Source organism: Acinetobacter sp. BWR-L5 (genome assembly GCF_039655985.1).
Taxonomy (GTDB): Bacteria; Pseudomonadota; Gammaproteobacteria; order Pseudomonadales; family Moraxellaceae; genus Acinetobacter; species Acinetobacter johnsonii.
The window spans coordinates 1-16687 of sequence record NZ_JAGFEV010000013.1 but is presented as its reverse complement, the minus strand read 5'-3'; the positions used below and the strand labels follow the sequence as shown (position 1 = coordinate 16687).

At 41.7% G+C, this 16687-nt stretch carries 15 protein-coding genes and 1 rRNA gene; 8 read left to right on the top strand and 8 right to left on the bottom strand.

Going from position 1 to position 16687, the window contains the following annotated elements; all coding sequences use genetic code 11:
* Nucleotides 1-496: 496 nt before the first annotated feature.
* Nucleotides 497-2437, bottom strand: a complete 1941-nt coding sequence (locus JZ787_RS16810; RefSeq protein WP_346312917.1) for an ATP-binding cassette domain-containing protein — start codon at nucleotides 2435-2437, stop codon at nucleotides 497-499.
* A 230-nt stretch (nucleotides 2438-2667) separates the two neighbouring features.
* Between JZ787_RS16810 and JZ787_RS16805 the strand changes: the two genes are divergently transcribed.
* The 4 genes from JZ787_RS16805 (at nucleotide 2668) to erpA (ending at nucleotide 6628) form a co-directional block, all read left to right on the top strand.
* Complete coding sequence (locus tag JZ787_RS16805) at nucleotides 2668-3678, top strand: putative solute-binding protein (RefSeq protein WP_346312916.1); 1011 nt, start codon at nucleotides 2668-2670, stop codon at nucleotides 3676-3678.
* A gap of 253 nt (nucleotides 3679-3931) precedes the next feature.
* Complete coding sequence (locus JZ787_RS16800; RefSeq protein ID WP_058951454.1) at nucleotides 3932-4942, top strand: putative solute-binding protein; 1011 nt, start codon at nucleotides 3932-3934, stop codon at nucleotides 4940-4942.
* A gap of 218 nt (nucleotides 4943-5160) precedes the next feature.
* Nucleotides 5161-6174, top strand: coding sequence for a putative solute-binding protein (locus JZ787_RS16795; RefSeq protein WP_058870658.1), 1014 nt, complete (start codon nucleotides 5161-5163; stop codon nucleotides 6172-6174).
* A 118-nt stretch (nucleotides 6175-6292) separates the two neighbouring features.
* Complete coding sequence (erpA, locus tag JZ787_RS16790) at nucleotides 6293-6628, top strand: iron-sulfur cluster insertion protein ErpA (protein ID WP_004697409.1); 336 nt, start codon at nucleotides 6293-6295, stop codon at nucleotides 6626-6628.
* 60 nt (nucleotides 6629-6688) lie between these two features.
* Here the strand turns inward: erpA and JZ787_RS16785 are convergent, their stop codons facing one another.
* From JZ787_RS16785 to grpE, 5 genes are all read right to left on the bottom strand, one after another.
* Entirely contained in the window at nucleotides 6689-7063 is a 375-nt protein-coding gene (locus JZ787_RS16785) for a hypothetical protein (RefSeq protein ID WP_005401765.1), read from the bottom strand.
* A gap of 114 nt (nucleotides 7064-7177) precedes the next feature.
* Entirely contained in the window at nucleotides 7178-8089 is a 912-nt protein-coding gene (locus tag JZ787_RS16780) for a matrixin family metalloprotease (protein WP_346312915.1), read from the bottom strand.
* A gap of 82 nt (nucleotides 8090-8171) precedes the next feature.
* Nucleotides 8172-8996, bottom strand: a complete 825-nt coding sequence (blaOXA, locus tag JZ787_RS16775) for an OXA-211 family carbapenem-hydrolyzing class D beta-lactamase (protein WP_346312914.1) — start codon at nucleotides 8994-8996, stop codon at nucleotides 8172-8174.
* Nucleotides 8997-9110: 114 nt separating this feature from the next.
* Nucleotides 9111-11051, bottom strand: coding sequence for a molecular chaperone DnaK (gene dnaK / locus JZ787_RS16770; RefSeq protein WP_062031141.1), 1941 nt, complete (start codon nucleotides 11049-11051; stop codon nucleotides 9111-9113).
* Nucleotides 11052-11170: 119 nt separating this feature from the next.
* Nucleotides 11171-11719: a nucleotide exchange factor GrpE gene (gene grpE / locus JZ787_RS16765; protein ID WP_058951459.1), complete on the bottom strand. Its 549-nt coding sequence runs from the start codon at nucleotides 11717-11719 to the stop codon at nucleotides 11171-11173.
* 921 nt (nucleotides 11720-12640) lie between these two features.
* Between grpE and JZ787_RS16760 the strand changes: the two genes are divergently transcribed.
* The gene (locus tag JZ787_RS16760) at nucleotides 12641-12868 is read left to right on the top strand and encodes a hypothetical protein (protein WP_346312913.1); all 228 of its coding nucleotides are present in this window, start codon (nucleotides 12641-12643) and stop codon (nucleotides 12866-12868) included.
* Nucleotides 12869-12958: 90 nt separating this feature from the next.
* Here the strand turns inward: JZ787_RS16760 and JZ787_RS16755 are convergent, their stop codons facing one another.
* On the bottom strand, nucleotides 12959-13486 hold the full coding sequence (locus JZ787_RS16755) for a hypothetical protein (protein ID WP_346312912.1): 528 nt from the start codon (nucleotides 13484-13486) through the stop codon (nucleotides 12959-12961).
* A 198-nt stretch (nucleotides 13487-13684) separates the two neighbouring features.
* Here JZ787_RS16755 and JZ787_RS16750 point away from each other — a divergent pair, with 198 nt between their 5' ends.
* Entirely contained in the window at nucleotides 13685-14758 is a 1074-nt protein-coding gene (locus JZ787_RS16750; protein WP_218289442.1) for an alpha/beta hydrolase, read from the top strand.
* 47 nt (nucleotides 14759-14805) lie between these two features.
* On the opposite strand, the gene JZ787_RS16745 is transcribed toward JZ787_RS16750, so the two are convergent.
* A complete protein-coding gene (locus tag JZ787_RS16745) occupies nucleotides 14806-15474 on the bottom strand; it encodes an acetoacetate decarboxylase family protein (protein ID WP_346312911.1) in 669 nt (222 codons plus the stop codon).
* 96 nt (nucleotides 15475-15570) lie between these two features.
* Between JZ787_RS16745 and JZ787_RS16740 the strand changes: the two genes are divergently transcribed.
* Nucleotides 15571-16140 carry a peptidylprolyl isomerase gene (locus JZ787_RS16740; protein ID WP_005402030.1) on the top strand — a complete coding sequence of 190 codons (570 nt, stop codon included), beginning with the start codon at nucleotides 15571-15573 and terminating at the stop codon, nucleotides 16138-16140.
* A gap of 427 nt (nucleotides 16141-16567) precedes the next feature.
* Nucleotides 16568-16687, top strand: a 16S ribosomal RNA gene (locus JZ787_RS16735); the annotation flags it as partial.

Sequence of the window (16687 nt, the reverse complement as noted above, 5' to 3'; positions counted from 1 at the left end):
GGTCTTTAAATTTAAAACCATGCCTTGTTTTTAAATTTAAATCGATCTTTTAAATTTATTCCCTCTTTTTAAATTCAAAACTTGTTGTACTGAAAGATGCATGTCTGAACATGATGGATATTCGCTGTCTGTTGTGAAGGTTGTGTCTGGCTTTATGCTGTGAAATTCACGGAAATAGGGTTGTATATAGTTGAATATTCAATTAATTAAGCTAAATTAAACAATCTTTTTTTGCTTTTTAAGAATATCTAAATAATAAAAAATCCATTAATTTATCACTTTATTTATTAAGAAATAATTTTAATTTCAATCACTTATAAATTATTTTAAAATGTTCAGACTATACGTGTGCATGTCTTATTGGCTTATATATAGACCGAAAAGGCAGGTTTTGGGAGATCGATTGGTATTACATCAAAGTAAATCAATCACAATCGTTAAGACATAAAAATGCCCGCCATGCATAAACAGAGCGGGCAGGGTGTATGAGGAAAGATTATTCGTTTTCGAATGAGCTTTCGAGCTCTTCAAGTTCCATCATCAGCTCTAGCATTTGTTCTTCAGCTTCACTGACTTGGTTTTTAAGTTCGGTTTGCTCATTCATCAGTTTCATGAGCTCATCTTTGCGTGAAGCGTCATATAGGCCAGCATCACCGAGTAAATGTTCAATGTCGAGTAAACGTGGCTGGTGTTTTGCCAGCAGGCTTTCACATTTTTCGATGTTTTTACGAATCGGGCGCGTTTGTTCACGGCGTTGTGCGGCCAATTTACGCTGCGCTTCTTTATCAACTTTAGAAACGATGGTTTTTTGAGTGCTGACTTTCGATACGATCGGCGCTACGATTCCACCTTGTTTAATCATTTCTAGGCGCGCTTGGCGTAACCAGTTGGCATAATCGTGAAGATCGCCTTCAAATTCGGTGGATTTTCCAGCATGGACTAAAATGAGGTCATCACATACGCTGGCAATCAGTTGGCGTTCGTGCGAAACCAAGACCACAGCACCTTCATAGTCTTGTAAAGCCATGGTCAGCGCATGGCGCATATCTAAGTCTAAATGGTTGGTCGGTTCGTCTAGAATCAAGACATTGGGACGTAACCATACGATTAAAGCCAGTGCCAAACGGGCACGTTCACCACCAGAGAAGCTCTCGCAAGGGGTATCCATTCGCTCGCCACTAAAGCCGAAACTGCCTAAAAAGGCACGTAAGGTCGCTTCACTGATTTTTTTATCTGCAATCCGTGCTAATTGCAGCATTGGGCTGGCCGATTCATCCAGTGAATCCATTTGATGCTGTGCAAAATAGCCAATATTCAGCAGTTCTGAGGCTTTGCGTTGTCCTGCCAATAAAGGTAAATCACCGACCAAGGATTTGATTAAAGTTGATTTACCTGCACCATTCATCCCCAATAAGCCAATTCGGCTCGTCGGGGTGATTTGTATGTTGATATTGGTGGCAATCAGTTTATCACCATAACCAATATCAGCCTGCTCTAAAGTCAGCAGTGGTGAACTCATTTTGGTGGGTTCACGGAAGCTAAAGGTAAATGGGGTATCGACATGTGCAGGGGCAAGTAACTGCATCCGTTCCAATTGTTTAATTCGGCTTTGTGCTTGACGTGCTTTAGTGGCTTGGGCTTTAAAACGGTCAATATATTTTTGAATATGCGCCCGTGTTTCGAGCTGCTTTTCATAGGCTTGTTGTTGTTGTGCTAAACGTTCTGCACGAGTGGTTTCAAAGGTGGAATAGTTGCCACTATAGAGGGTGAGTTCTTGATTTTCGATATGTAAAATACGGTTGGTAATCGCATCTAAGAAATCGCGGTCATGCGAAATTAAAATCAGGGTGCCCGTATAGGCATTTAACCAATCTTCTAACCATAAAATAGCATCGAGATCTAAGTGGTTGGTCGGTTCATCCAGTAATAATAGATCCGAACGGCTCATCAAAGTACGCGCTAAGTTTAAACGCATTCGCCATCCACCAGAGAAACTCGAAACCAAGAGTTGGTTTTGATGTTCCATAAAACCGAGACCCGCCATAAGCTGAGCGGCTTTAGCGGGTGCGGAATAACCGTTAATTTCGTCGAATCGGCCATGTAAATCAGCCAGTTCAGTGTCAGTTAACTGTTCAGGATGGTTGAGCTGTTGTTGAATGTTCCAATATTCTTCATCACCGGTCAGGACGAAATCAATCGCAGCCATATCTAAGGCTTTTACTTCCTGTGCCATGTGTGCCACCGTCCATACGGCAGGGCGGCTCAGGGTGCCATCATCAGGACCTATCGAGCCTAAGAGCGCAGCAAACAGGGTTGATTTTCCAGCACCATTGACACCAGTGAGACCAACTTTCCAACCTGGATGGATTTGCATGGAGGCTTTTTGAAATAACACTCGTCCACCACGGCGCAATGAAACTTGATCAAGCTGAATCATGGAACTATCAAATATCAGAAAAAGGTGCGCCTATTCTAATGGATGCGTCAGTAAAAGACTAAACATTCAAAATTTATCTGAACTGAAATCTCTCAGCATTTCTTTATAAGGGGAGGATGAAACCATTTGACCTTTGGTCGGAAAGCTAAAAGTTGACCTTTTTTGACCTATATTGAGGAATAGCACACAGATATATTTTCCCAGTAAAACAAAAATATGAAGGGATAATAATGAAAAGAAAAGGATTTTTTATTTTATCGACGCTAGCACTGTGCGGCTTCTCAAGTATGGTGCAGGCGAAGCAGCAGGTGTGTGTCTTTGATTTACTGGGTAAAGCAGGGGAGTCCTATAAATTCTTAGAAGAATGGGCTTTGGTCAGTAAAAAATGGGGTGCACAGATACAGTTGATTTCGTTTCAGGACGAAGACTTGGCCGATAAAGCCTTCCAAAATGATAAATGCGATGCGGTGTATATGACCTCGATGCGCGCGCGCACCTATAACAAGTTCGCAGGTTCGATTGATGCCTTAGGCGGAGTGCCGAGCAATAAAATTGCACAAAAGGCGGTGGAATATGTACTCGATCCCAGAAATACCAAGCGCATGACCACCACCTTACAAGGGGAGAGCTATGAAGTGGCAGGCATTGGCTTGATTGGTTCAGCCTATATTTTTGTAAAAGACCGAAGTCTGAATACCATCGAAAAAGCGCAAGGTAAAAAATTTGCCATCCTGCATTATGACCGGGCACAACGGGTGATGGTGGAGCGAGTGGGTGCTGTACCTGTAATGTCGGATATTTCCAACTTTATAAAAAAGTTTAATACGGGCGAAGTCGATGTGGTTGCTGCACCTGCATATGCCTATAAACCCTTAGAAATTGAAAAAGGTCTAGGCTCTAAAGGGGCTATGCTTAACTTTCCCGTAGTCAATGTCACTGCAGATTTAATTGTCAGACCCGAGCGTTTTCCTGCTCAATTTGGCGAGCAATCACGGCAATGGTTTTTGCAAAAAATTCCGCAATCCTTTGCTATGGTGCAGCGACTTGAAGCTGCCATTCCCAGTAAAATCAAAATGCAGCTCAGCAAAGAAGATAAAGAAAAATATCAGCGCTTGCTACGGGAAGGGCGCATTGATTTAACCAAACAAGGGGTCTATGACCCAGGCATGATGCGCGTGTTAAAAAAAGCCCGTTGTACGGTTGAACGCACCAATTTTGAATGTTCATTGGGCGGTGAATAAGGCGAAAATCTGTATTTCTTTGTAATATTAAGCATCATTCATGTAAAAAGGATGATGCAGAGTTTTTATTTTAATATGATGAATTTAAAATGCTTTTAATAATCCTGTGAAAATAAAAATGAGAGAAAAGAAAAAATTTGCCCAATTGACAGTAATTTTTGAGTAAATGCTCTATTTTTTTAATTTTAACTTGCTTAATATTTTGCATGTGTATGGACACCTGTCAAACAACAAAACGAACAAGGACACAAGAATGAAAAAATTAACCCTCGCACTCGCTGCTTTTTCTGCTTTGGGTGTAGCGTCGACAGCACAAGCGGCTAAAGTGGACATCTGTGTATTTGACTTGCTTGGCAAATCTGGTGAGTCGTATCAAATGGCGCAAGAATGGGCTTTGGCGGCAAAAGGCTGGGGAGCTGAAATTAATTTGATCCCTCGTCAAGATGAAGCCGTTGCCGACAACGACTTTAAAGCAGGCAAGTGTGATGGCGTGTTTATGACCGCTATGCGTGCACGCCAGTACAATAAATTTGTCGGTTCTATTGATGCATTGGGCGGTGCTCCAAGCAATGCTATTGCACAACGTGCGATTACTTTTGCATTGGATCAGCGTAATGCGACCAAAATGGTGACCAATCTTGGGGGTAAAAAATATGAAGTGGCAGGGATTGCACCTTTAGGTTCAGCTTTTATTTTTGTGCGCGATAAAAGTATTAATTCCATTGAAAAAGCGGCAGGTAAAAAGTTTGCAGTCTTGGGCTATGACGATGCCCAAAAAATCATGGTACAACGCGTCGGTGCGCAAGCTGTGATTTCCGATGTGTCTAACTTTGTGGCGAAGTTTAATAATGGTCAAGTTGATATGGTCGGGGCACCGGCTTATGCTTATAAACCTTTAGAAATTTATAAAGGTTTAGGCACGAACGGCGCCATGTTTAACTTCCCTGTACTACAAGTGACAGCTGACTTTGTGATTCGCCCAGATCAATTCCCCGCAGGCTTTGGACAAAAATCGCGAGATTGGTTTGTGAAAAACCTACCGAAAAGCATCGCGATGATTGGTCGTTTAGAAGCAGGCATTCCTGCAAAATACAAAATGAATCTTACAGCAGAAGACAAAACCAAATATCAAAAAATGCTGCGCGATGGTCGGATGGATATGACCAAACGAGGCATTTATGATCCAGCAATGATGTCAGTGTTGAAAAAAGCCCGTTGCTCGGTGGATAAAGCCAACTTTGAATGCTCACTGGGCGGTGAGTAATTTTCGAGTGTAATCAAAGAAAGCTTAGTTTAAATTGAGCTTTCTTTTTTGCTTTTAACCGACCGATTTAAATGGATTTGAAGCAGCTAATTTGTATAGCGCGTAGGAAATGAGTGGTTTTGAACCGAGTGCATTGTCATTCGGGGCATTAAAAAATAACAAAGAGCAGAAGTGAATGGCTCATCACAATAAACAACAATAAGTCAAAAGGAAGATACATGAAACAGTGGATGAAAAGCCTCAGTGTCGGGACATTAGTCATTTCTGCAACAGCGATGGCACAGGCCAAACAAGTGGTTTGTGTATTCGACTTGGTCGGTAAAAATGGTGATGTGTATAGCCTGATGAAAGATTATCAGTTGGCGGCTAAAAACTGGGGCGCGGATATTGAACTGCGGGTCGGACAAAACGAAGCCGTGATTGCTGAGGATTTTAAAGCAGGAAAATGCGATGCCATTAGTGTTACAGGCATGCGCGGGCGTCAATTTAATTCGTTTACAGGCTCACTCGACGCAATTGGTGCGATTCCCGATCTCAATTTAGCGGTTAAAGTGATGCAAGGCTTGGCCAGCCCAACTTTTGCTAAACATATGGTCAATGGCAAGTATGAAGTGGCAGGTGTGATTCCTGTGGGGGACGCCTTTTTATTGGTGAATGACCGTAGCATCAATACAGTAGCGAAAGCCGCAGGCAAGAAAATTGCGGTTTTAGACTATGACCAGGCGCAAAAAGTCATGGTTCAACAAATTGGTGCGCAAGCTGTGAGTGCCGATGTCACGAACTTTGGTGCAAAGTTCAATAACGGTCAAGTCGACATTATTGGTGCGCCTGCAGCGGTTTTTAAGCCCTTAGAGTTACATAAAGGCTTGGGGACGAAAGGGGCGATTGTAAATTATCCGATTTTACAGGTCACAGGCAATATTATCATTCGTCCGGATAAATTCCCTGCAGGTTATGGGCAAAAATCACGGGAATGGGTCAAAGGCCAGCTGCCGCGTGCATTCGGTATTTTGGGTAAAATGAAAGCTGAAATTCCGCAAAAATATTGGATGCAGGTGCCCGCTGCAGATCAACCCGGTTATCAAAAGATGATGCGGGAAGCACGAATTGATCTTACCAACCGCGGTATTTACGATAAGCGAATGATGAAACTGTTATGGCAATTCCGTTGTAAGCAAGCGGCGAAAAACTTTGAATGTGGACTACAGGATGAAAATTACAAACAATCTTGAGAAAATTAGTCTGATTTGACTTTAAATATTCAAATAGGGACCATATATTGAGTATGCTATACTCGAAATATGGTCTTTTTGATTTGAAAGACAGCTGAACCGAACTGAGGAATCTAAGATGAATGCCCAAGCACTTGAACTAAGCGACAATGCCGCAAATAAAGTACGTCAATTACGTGACAGTGAAGGGAATCAGGATTTAATGCTTCGTGTATATGTCACGGGCGGTGGTTGTTCAGGTTTTTCTTATGGTTTTAACTTTGCTGAAAACCAAAATGAAGACGACGCAGAATTTATCAATGGTGATGTGAAAATGTTGGTTGACTCATTGAGTTATCAATATTTGGTCGGTTCAGTGGTGGATTATATTGAAGGTTTAGAAGGTTCACGTTTCATCGTGCAAAACCCAAATGCAACAACGACCTGTGGTTGTGGTTCATCTTTCTCGATCTAAGCCTGATCTGATTAAAAAAGCCCTCATGATGAGGGCTTTTTTATGTGCAATCATTCACTTTCAATCGAGTTTAATTGCATCGAGTAAGTCAAAAATAATCGTGGTGACATCTTGGCTTAAGTCACGGTTATTAAAAACTTCATAGGCAGTAATGGTGACATCGGTGTCACTCGGTAACAGTTTCTGTTCTTCTTCGATCAAGTCATTGATCGGTAAAAGCGTCTGTTTCACTTCCAGGTGTAAAACATCCTTAAACTCTAAATTTTCATCTTCAAGTTCTAACAGCTGCTCGTTAAAATAGGGCAATAGAATAGAATGGAGATAAGGTTGAATCTCAACAATATCAAAGATTTCGATATCACGAGTTTCTTCAATCGTACTGATGTGGTCATTTACTTCGATTAAGATATGGTAGTAACTCACATTCGTCTCCAAAGCTTCTAGTGGATATTCAATTATTTACAATAACACGAACCCGAGTCAAGATGTGCTGTGATTGTATTTCATACACATATTAAAATTAGGGGATTTTTTTAGTAATTCATCATTTCAACGGGCATTAAACAATGCAATATCGGCACTTTGTAAACGGAAATGCTGCATATCTTGCTCTTCTAGCATTGGGTACATCAGGGCTTTCGGATCATTATGATGTTTCATTCCGAGGGCATGGCCAAATTCATGCGCTAAAGTCAGACGTAAGTCTTCTTTGGACTCAAACTCATAAATATGAATTTCACGCCCATTGAACAGTCCTTTATCAAATAGACGGGGTTGGAAGCGTTGGTTGAACTGGTCGATGGCCCGATTATGGCCTTGATCTAAGCGGTTCAGTTCATCTACCTTTTGATTGTAGGCATTCACTTGCAGGTTAAAGCTGGCAATTTGTTGGTCTAAAACGTGTTGCTGTTGGCGCAGCTGCGCCAAACTCTGTTGTACAGCCGCCTGCTGCGAAGCAGGGACTCCGCCGTGCTGGTTATACTGACGGATCATGGCATTATACTTTTGGCTAAGTTCCTGTAGACTCTGTTTTTGCACATCTAAAGCCCCTGAGTGACGTGCCAGATTTTGTTGCATGGCTTTGAGTTCAGTATTCTTCTGACTCAGCCCTTGTTCATTTTGTGTCAGTTTAGACAGTTGATCACGGCGTTGTACCGACTCATCTTGACGCTGGTCATAAATGAGTCGAATACTGAGCCGAGCATTGGGGTCATAGACAAAGTAGTCTTGGCCCAAACCTTGTTTCCAAATATCCGTGGCTTGCTGGCTAATGTACTTTAACTCATGTTCACTAAGACCAAAACGTGGATCGACTTCCGCAATACGATAGCGAATACGCTGATCGAAAGGATGGGTGAGCCGATCCAGCAGTGGATTGAGACGCAGCTGGGGCTGTTGTATATTTTGATACAGAATCAACCCTAAAAAGCCCAGTAAAGCAAACAAGAGACTTTGACGCATATTTCTTCATATATCTTTATTTTTAGCTACTTTAGCGTAAAAAATACCTTTGCAACATAAAAAATGCGTCTTCTCTGTGGACTTAAATTATCCCCAGTGTTGTCAGACTTTGTTTGACCAGTTGCTCACGTACGCTGGCTGAAATCCCTGTTTTCATATGCATATTCAAAGCAAAATACACTTTTTCACCTGTTGCTGTTTCGACCCAGCCTGTCCACCAGCCCACTTGCGGTTCTAGGTCCATACCCCAGCCTGATTTGGCGTAGAGTTTATAATTCGGTTTTTGTTCAATCAGCAGCATGTGTTGTACTGCATGTTGCACATCTGGTTTAAAAGCTAGTTGTGTATTGGCCAGCTTCTCTACAAAAAGGACTTCTTGAACAGGCGTAATTTGCAGTGGACCGACTAACCAAAAGTTATCGACAACGGTGCCAATCTGTTGATTGCCATATCCAATGCGCTGTACTTCTTTTTTCATTAGATCTAGGCCAATGCGCCGTGCTAGCTCCTGATAAACGGGAACGGCAGATGCTTGCATGGCTTGCCCTAAAGTCATGTCTTTTTCCCAAGCAGGGAAGCTGCGCTTTTGACCATCCCATTTAAACACCTCGGTGTTGGTTGCTTTACCATGTTCTAGTCCGATTAAGGCATTCAGCATTTTAAAGGTAGAGGCAGGTACATAGGGTGTCTGAGCACGGCTCAAGTCATTGCCGTAGCTGTGTAAGCCATGCTTATCCTTTATGACAATCACCCCCGTGGTTTGGAGTTGATTGAAGGCCTGATGGATCTGCTGCTGCACACTTTGTTGCTGTTGGTTTTTAGCTGTTTCTACGGAGGGGCTTATTGTGGTACATGCGGAACCGAAGGTTGTAATGAGGGCGATGAGGCCCAATTGTAAATTTTTCATTGAAGGCTGAGATCTAAATTTTTTATCAGCCTAATGTAAAAGTGGAATGTGAAACAACAATATTTAGGTAATAAAAAACCGCGCTTTCGCGCGGTTTTTTATTAAAGAGACAAATTATTTTTTGTCATCTTTTACTTCAGTGAACTCAGCATCTACAACGCCATCGTCCGCTTTTTGTTGTTGACCAGCGTCACCGCCAAATGCATTCGGGTCGAAACCTTCAGCACCGCCTTGACCTTGCGCAGCTTCATAAGCGCGTTGCGTGATCGGCATGATGATGTTTTGAAGTGCTTCAGTTTTCGCTTTGATGTCTTCTACATCATTTTCTTTGGTCGAAGTTTCAAGCTCAGCGACTGCAGTTTCAACAGCAGTTTTTTCGTCAGCAGTTACTTGCTCACCTAGATCTTTTACTGCTTTTTGAGCAGAAGATACCAATGCATCCGCTTCGTTACGTGCTTTCGCAAGTTCTTCGAACTTACGGTCTTCTTCAGCATTCGCTTCAGCATCTTTGATCATTGCTTCGATTTCAGCATCAGACAAACCTGAGTTTGCTTTAATCTGGATGGATTGCTCTTTACCAGTGCTCTTATCTTTAGCCGATACTTTTAAGATACCGTCAGCGTTAATGTCGAACGATACTTCAATTTGTGGCACACCACGTGGAGCAGGTGGAATGTCGCCCAATTGGAAGTTACCCAACAATTTGTTTTGCTGTGCCATTTTACGTTCACCTTGGAACACAGAAATGTCTACAGCAGGTTGGTTGTCCGCAGCAGTTGAGAACACTTGAGACTTCTTCGCAGGAATCGTGGTGTTTTTCTCAATAATTGCTGTTAACACGCCACCCATGGTTTCGATACCAAGTGTCAACGGAGTCACGTCAAGAAGAAGTACGTCAGTTTTGTCACCAGACAATACCGCACCTTGAATTGCAGCACCCATTGCTACCGCTTCATCAGGGTTCACGTCTTTACGTGGTTCACGACCGAAGAACTCTTGTACTTTTTGTTGTACAAGTGGCATACGAGACTGACCACCCACCAAGATCACATCAGAAATCTCAGACGTTGAAAGACCTGCATCTTTAAGTGCAATACGGCAAGGTTCGATTGTACGTTCAACCAAATCAGCCACTAAACCTTCAAGTTTTGCACGCGTTACGTTGATCACTAAATGTTTAGGACCAGTCGCATCAGCCGTGATGTACGGAAGGTTAATTTCAGTTGCATTTGACGAAGAAAGCTCGATTTTTGCTTTTTCAGCTGCTTCTTTCAAACGTTGTAATGCAAGTGGATCTTGTTTCAAGTTGAAGTTTTGTTCTTTCTTGAACTCTTCAACCAAGAACTCGATTAAAGCATTATCGAAGTCTTCACCGCCAAGGAAGGTATCACCGTTAGTCGACAATACTTCAATTTGTTGGTCGCCATCTAAGTCAGCGATTTCAATGATAGATACGTCAAAAGTACCACCACCTAAGTCATAAACCGCGATTTTACGGTCGCCTTCTTTTTTGTCCATACCGAATGCAAGTGCAGCAGCCGTTGGTTCGTTGATGATACGTTTAACTTCTAAACCTGCGATTTTACCCGCATCTTTAGTTGCTTGACGCTGCGCATCGTTAAAGTAAGCAGGAACAGTAATCACCGCTTCAGTAACCGTTTCACCTAAGTAATCTTCTGCTGTTTTCTTCATCTTTTTCAAGATTTCAGCAGAGATTTGTTGTGGTGCAAGTTTTTTGTCGTTTACATCAACCCAAGCATCGCCATTGTCTGCTTTGATGATTTTGTAAGGGACAAGACCGATGTCCTTTTGAACCGCTTGGTCTTGATACTTACGACCGATCAAACGTTTGATCGCGAATAATGTGTTTTTAGGGTTAGTCACTGCTTGACGTTTTGCAGACTGACCCACCAAGATTTCGCCATCTTTATACGCAATAATCGATGGTGTTGTACGTGCACCTTCAGCGTTGTCGATCACTTTAACTTTGTCGCCTTCAAGTACAGCGACACAAGAGTTTGTTGTACCTAAGTCAATACCAATGATTTTAGCCATTTGGATGATTCCTCAAAAATTTTTGCAATGTTTTTGCTTGTTATTCGATATGAGAGCCGTTCAATTTTTTTCAAGTGATAATCAAGAAAAAATTTTACAAACACTCGAATTTATAGGGCTTATGCGCCAACCATGACCATTGCTGGACGTAGCAAACGACCATTTAAGGTATAACCTTTTTGTAAGACCGTTCCGATCTCGTTGGCTTTTGCATTTGGATCAATCCCGACTGCTTGATGCAAGTCCGCATTGAAACCATTTGCTGTATCAACTGCGACCACACCAAATTTTTCCAGTGCAGTCAGTAACGATTTCAACGTCAGTTCCACACCTTCAAACATTGGTGTTTTTTCTTCACCCGATGCGCTAAGGGCACGTTCTAAATTATCCACTGAGTCGAGTAACTCTTTTGCGAATTTTTCGAGAACGGTGTCTTTATGCTTATCTGATTCACGTTGAATACGCTCTACACTTTTTTGTGCTTCGTATACAGCATTTGCAGTGCGTGCTTTTTCAAGTTTTAAGCTTTCTTCAAGATTGGTAATTTGAGCTTGTAAATCCTCAACTGAAACTTCAGCTTGCTCCGTTTCAGCTTGAGTTTGCGCTGTTTGTGAATCCGCTTGCTCTTGCCCTAGATCTTGAGCTTCTTGATTGTGCTCAGTCGCCATTGATTTACTCCGTTTAAATGGGTTCTTAAACATGTACAGTCCTTCAGGCATCAGTGTTAACTGGGTTAATCTGAACTGCCATGCGTTATTGAATTCAGGATTACTACAAAAGGTCGGGGCAACAGCCAAAAATTCAAGCGGCTTCAGTGATTAATTCATGTATTTTTGGTAAAAATTTGCTGAAATCAGGCTTTCTTGGCGCTTATTCTGTCCGAAGGTCCATTTCCAATCCTGCTTTAGTTTTTTGATGTTGAAAAAGTCTAATCGTTACATTGAATTATTTTAATCAAATTTATCTGTTTTACTAATTTTTGATTGTCTACATAATGAATTTATCAGCGGTGATCATACTTTGTGGAGAGAGCAAAGTATGATGACTGCGACCTATTTGGATAGCTTGGGGAAACCCTCCTAATTTAGAGATTTAGGTTTTTGAATAGTGCTTCTCCAAAAAGTACTTTATTTAGCGGAAGGGTGTAATTCTGTCAGGATGATTCGAGCTTTGCGCTCAAAATTCGATTTTTAAGGCTGAGGTTTCTTTATTTTTGTATGCTGTTTCGAGCTTAATCCACCTTGGGTTAAGCTTTTTTTGCTTCAAATTTAGAAATAACATTATTTAATCGTGTATCAGCATACAGGAGTTCTGCAATGCTGAAGAGTTGATGGGCCAAGTATGGATTTCCTTTTGTGCTGCTCACCGAAGAAAGAAATAATGCAGAATCAGCACATTAACTTGCATTGCTGTTGAGATGTAGTGCTAAGGCGGCATTTGTGCGCAATTAATAAAAAATTGCACAAGTTGTACTCGAGTCTGCAAAAACTACAACTCAGCACGTGTGTAAAAGTTTTCAGATTTGACAAAGATAGGCAGGGCAAAGTTTGGCTTTGCTATTTTTGTATGACATAAAAGGAAATGAAAGAATGTTAAATAAGAAAACTGCATTATTGTCTCTAGCGCTTTTAGGTTCAGCATTTGCCATTGTGGGCTGTAGCTCAAATGAAACCAGTACTGCACCAGAGTCCGCTCAAGTGACCACGGCACCAGATGCAACAGCAACCGTTGAGGGAAGTGCTGGAGTCGAGGTTCAAGCAGATCCTGAGGCTCAGATTGAACCCATCCAATCTACACCTGCGACAACACAACAATAAAGTTTAAAAGAGAACTTCTCTTACACTCGCTTTGTTAAAGACCTTCACAGGATGCCGTGAAGGTCTTTTTTAGGGAGTAAATCTATTTCATCAGTCTGATGTGCGATGACGATTATCTCGCTCTTGACGTGAGTTATCCCAACCTTTGTTTTGATCGCGGCGTCGATCTTCAGTTCGTTGACGCTCTTGCTCACGACGTTTGCGTTCGGCATTTTGTCGTTGCTGACGCTCAGCATCATAACGTTTACGTTCTTGGTTTAATCGCTCTTGATCACGCTTTTTCTGTTGCCAGTCTTGATGACGTTGGTTAGCGATCCGTTTGCGCTCAGCTTCAATACGTTGCCGTTCTTGTTCGCGGTTTTGGCGTTCCCATTCAGCATGTCTTTGGCGGTTTCGGTCTGCCTCGCGACGTTCGCGTTCGATACGGTTTTGTCGTTGTTGGTATTCCCAACGTTGGCGGTCTCGTTCACGTTCATAGCGATTATGCTGGTCGTAGCGTCGATCGTCATAATCATAGCGGTGGTCATAGCGTCCGTCATAATAGCCATCCTCAGGAAAAGCCACACAACCAACAAATAAGGTGCTGATGAGCGAGAGGAATATCATTTTTTTAGTCATGGCAGGTCTCCTTCATAAAACGGAGTAGCAAAACACTCCTAAATCGGCATAAAAATTGTCAATGACAAGCTCTTAAAAGAAGATTAGCGTATAGGGCGTATTGCTATGTATCTTGATGTGAAGACTTATATAAGAGAATGGTCACGTAAGTGCTGATCATGTAGAGAATATGAAGAACGATAAAAGGATATTATTGACATGGGCGTGTTGAATCAAACTTTACAACAATGGATGGAACAAGGCCAAGGCAGTGCGGCACGAGTGATTGATCGCTTACCGACAGTAGCACAAGAAGGCTTGGTTAAAGCGCTGGGTTATCCTCACCAGTTTGAGCAATTAGATCCCTTTATTAAATGCTTAATGGCAGCTCAATATAAGCAAGGCAAATCGGGCTTTATTTTTGAAGACTATCATCGTTCGCGTAAATTGTTTGATCATCAAATTCAAATGTTGACCGCGAAACCCAGCGCGGTAAAACAAGTGGAAGATTTACGTCTACCTTTACAAAGTGGAACTGTATTTGCGCGGCATTATCATCCTGCACCGAATAAGAAACTTCCGATGTTGGTGTTTTATCATGGCGGCGGGTTCGTGGTTGGCAGCCTCGACAGCCATGATGAAGTCTGTCGCTTACTTGCAATCCATGCCAAAGTGCAGGTGCTCAGTATTGACTATCCTTTGGCGCCAGAAGTTGGTCCGAATTTATTGATTCAATCCTGTGAAGATGCTTTGGCTTGGGTCTATCAAAACCGTCGTCAGTTCAAAATTTTGAAAAATCGAATTGCGGTGGCTGGCGATAGTGCAGGTGGTAATATCAGTGCCGTGGTGGCGCAGCGAACTGCTGCAAAAGCTTATGCGCCAAGTGCACAACTGTTAATTTACCCCGTGGTCGATTTCAAAAGTCGCCATCCATCGTTCTTTGCTTATAAAGATGGACTGACCTTAACGGGGCAAGATGTCGATAGAGTGACGTCGTTGTATGCTGAACAACATCAGGTAGCTCTGGATGATCCTATTGTTTCGCCGACTTATGGCGTATTAAAAAGTGTCGCACCCGCTTTTGTCATCACCGCAGGTCATGATTTATTGCATGATGAAGGTGAAATTTATGCCATCAAATTAAAGCAGCAGGGCAATAAGGTTTATTATCAGAATTATCTAGATCAACCCCATGGGTTTGTGAACTTCACCATCATTTCTCGTCGGGCAAAAAAAATCACCATAGATATGGCAAAGGATTTTAGAAAATTTTGGGATAAGAATGCCAAATAAAAAAGCATGAATTTTAAAAAGAATGTTTCACGTGGAACATTCTTTTTTTATTTAGAGCGGATTTTGGCTTCTGGAAAAACGAGCTGAAAGCTCGGGACATAAAAACTTTGTAGAGCCTTGGCTTGGCCAAAGTCTGGAAAGAGAGTGGTATGGTTTTGCCATTCAAATTTTTTCAGTTTCATTAGCTTTGCGCGAAACTGTGGAGAAAACTCATAACGTTGACCTTGCCACGCTTGCTGTATTTTGAGCATAGAACGTGGAATGTGATGACTATTAATATAAAACGGACGTGCCTTTTTGCACTGGGTGAGTGTTAAACACAGGGTTTGGTTTTGAGTGCTGAGTTGACATTGTGTTGTTTCGTGCTGCGTATGCCAGTCAAACTGAGCAAACTCTTTCGGAATACCCCAAAGTTGTTGACCATGTTCAACTGAAATCTGTGTAGACACATAAATTTTAGGAATCGAACTTAAACGCCGTTTGCTCAGTAAAGGATGGTCGAGTAAAAGTAGTTCATCATAAGGTCCAACAGGGGATTGATGATAACGCACCAACATGACTTGAACCACACGACCAATCGGGGACGGGGCGATACGAAACGCGTTATATTGTCGAATAAATTGCGGACTAATCCAATAATTCAAAATAAAGGCTTCACCTTGTAAATGCCAAGGTGGAAATTGACTCAATTGAGACAGGGCTAAAGCTTCATTCATCGTTATTCTCGTTTTCTTAGAAGAAGTAGTGTTTTATTTATACTGAACGATTAATATACCGAAATCTAATAACATCTGAATGCTGTGAGTAACGAAATGTTAAAGAAGAGTTTAGTTGCAGTGGCGGCTACATGTATGAGTATGGCGGTCATGGCAAATAACACGATTGTTGAAATGAAAACATCAATGGGCAACATCGAAATTGAACTGTTTAATGATAAAGCACCAATCTCAGCAAAAAACTTTGAAGACTATACGAAAGCTAAGTTTTATAACGGCACGATCTTTCATCGCGTCATTCCGGGTTTTATGGTGCAAGGTGGGGGCATGACTGCTGACCTGGTAGAAAAACCAACACGACCAGCCATTCAAAATGAATCAAGCAATGGTTTATCGAATAAACGTGGCACTTTGGCGATGGCACGAACCAACTTACCGCATTCTGCAACCAGTCAGTTCTTTATTAATGTGGTAGATAATAACTTTCTAGATAGAAGTACCAATAACGCAGGTTATGCGGTTTTTGGTCAGGTCACTAAAGGTATGGATGTGGTGGATAAGATCACTAAAGTACCGACAGGACGTGCAGGGCCACATCAAGATGTACCGAAACAACCTGTTAAAATTCTCAGTGTGAATATTAAAGCAGCAGCAGTGCAAAAGTAATGAAAAAAGAAAGCAGAAATATTAAATCTATATTTCTGCTTTAAAATTATTGAGTTAAGTTCATGGTTGTTTGTTTTTGAACCTTTTTAGTGCATAAAAATACAACACTCGATAAAACAACCAGTTAAAAGCACTTGCAAAGATTTCGTAATGGTCTAGAATGCACCCCATACCGACGAGATAGACGGAAATGAACGAAGCACGAAGTGCTGAGTTGTTAAGTATATTGAGTCCAGCTTCTAGCACTGACGAGGTGTTAGAAAGATCATTAAGAGATTATGAAGAACAACTTGTGTGGATTTTTACTGATTGATCGATCGAAAATATTTCATTGATTGAATGGTAAGAATTACTCGAAGTTTATTTGAGAAATATTTGTCAGAAAATTGATGAGCCAAGATTTGTAGCCATAAGCTACTAATGATTTTAACTGAAGAGTTTGATCATGGCTCAGATTGAACGCTGGCGGCAGGCTTAACACATGCAAGTCGAGCGGGGAAGTATAGCTTGCTATACGACCTAGCGGCGGACGGGTGAGTAATGCTTA